This is a genomic window from Acinetobacter sp. GWC1_38_13, assembly GCF_001767535.1.
Lineage (GTDB): Bacteria > Pseudomonadota > Gammaproteobacteria > Pseudomonadales > Moraxellaceae > Acinetobacter > Acinetobacter junii.
In genome coordinates this window covers 46,911-49,767 of the sequence record NZ_MELG01000092.1, presented here as the reverse complement: position 1 = coordinate 49,767, position 2,857 = coordinate 46,911, and the positions used below count along the sequence as shown (strand labels likewise).

The following is a 2,857-nucleotide window of genomic DNA, read 5'->3' as shown; positions in this document are numbered from 1 at the left end:
TGATGACTTTATTCTCGATAAAAATCATCTGCTACCACAGAGAATCTATAAATAATAGTGCGTAAGTCCTATTCCTTTTTTTTATTAGAATATATTTCAAGCAACCTCTAAATAGATCATGTAAACAACGATATATCTTAAAAATTTAGCCGTGAAAACCAAAATTATAAATATAGTAAATTTTTCCTTTAAAACTCCACTGACTAACGTAATTGGATCACCAATCACAGGCACCCAACTGAGTAATAACATGGGTGAACCATACTTTGCATATAAGATTTGAGCCTTTAATAAATGCTTCTCTGATACTGGAAACCAACGCTTGTCTTTATAGACTTCTAGCTTGATACCCAACCACCAGTTCACACAAGAACCAAGTACATTCCCAACTGTTGCTACAAGTATGAGCAACAGCTCAGAATGCCGACCTAACAGAAAAAAGCCTGCTAACACTGTCTCAGATTGCAGGGGCAATAGTGTTGCTGCACCAAAGGCACTTAAAAATAATAAAACATAGGCCATCATTTATTTCGGCCATCTTTGATGGTTTTCATCTATCACATAGTCATGTGAATGCTTTCCATCATGGTTGTGACTGAGTAGATGTTCATGATCCACAGGTAAATCATCATGTGAATGTACGATTACGGATTCATCTTGTTTTGGCCAAATCATAAAGGCAATACTCATTGCTACTAGAGCAATGACCGCCATAGGCACAAATGTAAAGAGTGTTCCAAAATTGGTACTCAGCCAACCCACTAAAGGGTAAGCTATCAACCAGCATGCGTGTGAAAAAGCGAACTGCGCGGCAAATAATGAAGTTCTATTTTCACTAGATGCAGATTTACGAATTAACCGGCCTGTAGGTGTTTGAGATACTGAGTAACCTATTCCCAAGACAAACCATAAAACTAATAGTCCGTTGTATGAGTTAATAAAAAACCCACAGAATAAGCCAACGACTAATACAGCTGTGCCGCTCAGCATCACAGCTCGATCGTTAAATTTATCCAGAACATTAGGCAATATAAATGCCGAGAGCATAGACCCTAAGCCAAACAAGCCAAAGGCCCAAGTGGTGGCATGTTCATTTAGCTTAAAGGTTGATTGAACGAGTACAACCGTATTTACAATCACTACAGCACTGGCTGACGCAATCGCAAGGTTTAACGCTAGGAGTGCCTTTAAACGCGGAGTATTAAAATAAATTTTTGTCCCCTGCTTTATTCTGTAATACACCCCTTTAAATACAGGTACTTTAGCAGCAGGCAATTTTGCACTGACAACAAAAAGTGCTGAACCAATAAAGCCAATGACTGTGCCTAAAAATAGATTGTGATAGCTTATAAATCCAAGTAAAAATCCTGCCAACATTGGGCTAATAATATTCTCTAAATCATAAGCCAAACGAGAAAGAGACAAGGCATTGGTATAATCTTTTTCTTCAGGCAATACATCAGGAATCATGGCCTGAAAAGTAGGTGTGAATGCAGCTGATGCAGATTGCAGAATAAAAATTAGAATATAGATTTGCCAAATTTGGGTCACAAAAGGCAGGCATAAAGCAGTTAAAGCACGGATGATATCCAACCCCACTAAAACTTTTTTACGTGGCAGCCTTTCTGCAAATGCTGAAGCAATGGGTGCGACCCCAATATAAGCAATCATTTTAATTGCCAAGGCAATACCCAGGACCTGCGCTGCCTGCCCTTTTGCGATGTCATAAGCCTGTAAAGCTAGAGCAATAGTAATGAGTCCCGTACCAATCAAAGCAATGACTTGGGCTAAGAACAAATGCCGATATGTTGTATTTTTTAAAACTTCTAGCATTTTAGGGACTCCTTATTTAGAACCTAACTTTTATGCCATACAGGTTCCAGATGAGGCTTAGCCCTCATCTGGAATTTTACAAATTAAAAGACTTTTTTCATTTCACTGAAATGACCTTCAATATTCAAAGTTACAGTCACTGGATTTTCTGTTCTGTTTCGCCAGAACCAACCATGCTTACCATCAAAGGCTGCGGTTAATGTTCCAGATTGCTCAGTTTCATTTTTACCTTTACCGTAACCATGATAAAAGTCTTTTGGCGCATTTACAGGATCGCCATGCGTGTCATAGTTCAGACCACCACCTGAAGATTTCCAATCAAAGCTTACACTTGCATCTTTAGGCATAGCCAACTTAACTTCAGTTGCCTGGTTAGGTTTTAATTCGATAGAGATCGATTCTTTCTTAATAGCGGGCATTGTATTTGAGCTATCATCTGGTACAGCAGCCTGAGCAACCGAACTATTAGCAGTATTTACTGAAGGGATCTGAGGGGTCTCTCCCATTCCATTCTCTGATTCAGCCGCTAAAGATTGCTTGATTTCCCCCATTTTGGTTAAACCCAAAACTTTACCGACACCAGTAGGGTCAATAGCGTATTCGGCTGGCATTACACAAGTCACAAGAACAACAACGGCACTCACCGCAGCAACCACAGTGGATTTAATCAGTTTCTTTGAAGAGGGTAATTCAACATCTTTTGGAATTTCAGCGTTAAACATAATTTAGATCCTTATTGTGTAATGAAGCCAGTGAGTTGGTAGCCAACAAGTAGAAAACCAAGGAACATCAAGAAGACATTGCTTTGATATGCTGTTTTGAAGAAATAAGGGGTTTTTCTCCACATCGTCATAAGCAGTAAAATGATGGCTAATGCCATGAGTTGCCCTAATTCGACCCCGATGTTGAAAGAGATCAGATTCGCAAGCAGGCCATCATCTGGCACTTCATATTCCTGAATTTTTACAGCTAAACCAAAGCCGTGAATCAAACCAAAAATCAGCGTGGCAATTTTTGTATTGGG

Annotated in this window: 3 protein-coding genes and 1 pseudogene; all 4 read right to left on the bottom strand. The window is 39.3% G+C overall.

What is annotated here, in order from left to right; translation table 11 throughout:
• Positions 1-96: 96 nt before the first annotated feature.
• Positions 97-525 carry a YqaA family protein gene (locus tag A2003_RS09980; protein WP_002123402.1) on the bottom strand — a complete coding sequence of 143 codons (429 nt, stop codon included), beginning with the start codon at positions 523-525 and terminating at the stop codon, positions 97-99.
• On the bottom strand, positions 526-1,833 hold the full coding sequence (locus A2003_RS09975; RefSeq protein ID WP_286687283.1) for an MFS transporter: 1,308 nt from the start codon (positions 1,831-1,833) through the stop codon (positions 526-528).
• An 83-nt stretch (positions 1,834-1,916) separates the two neighbouring features.
• Positions 1,917-2,555 carry a transmembrane anchor protein gene (locus A2003_RS09970; RefSeq protein WP_286687282.1) on the bottom strand — a complete coding sequence of 213 codons (639 nt, stop codon included), beginning with the start codon at positions 2,553-2,555 and terminating at the stop codon, positions 1,917-1,919.
• 11 nt (positions 2,556-2,566) lie between these two features.
• Positions 2,567-2,857: pseudogene (locus tag A2003_RS09965) on the bottom strand (HupE/UreJ family protein); the annotation flags it as partial.

Coding starts and splice junctions, on each gene's coding strand:
- A2003_RS09980 (WP_002123402.1), bottom strand. CDS start 525: ATGATGGCCTATGTTTTATTATTTTTAAGTGCCTTTGGTGCAGCAACA.
- A2003_RS09975 (WP_286687283.1), bottom strand. CDS start 1,833: ATGCTAGAAGTTTTAAAAAATACAACATATCGGCATTTGTTCTTAGCC.
- A2003_RS09970 (WP_286687282.1), bottom strand. CDS start 2,555: ATGTTTAACGCTGAAATTCCAAAAGATGTTGAATTACCCTCTTCAAAG.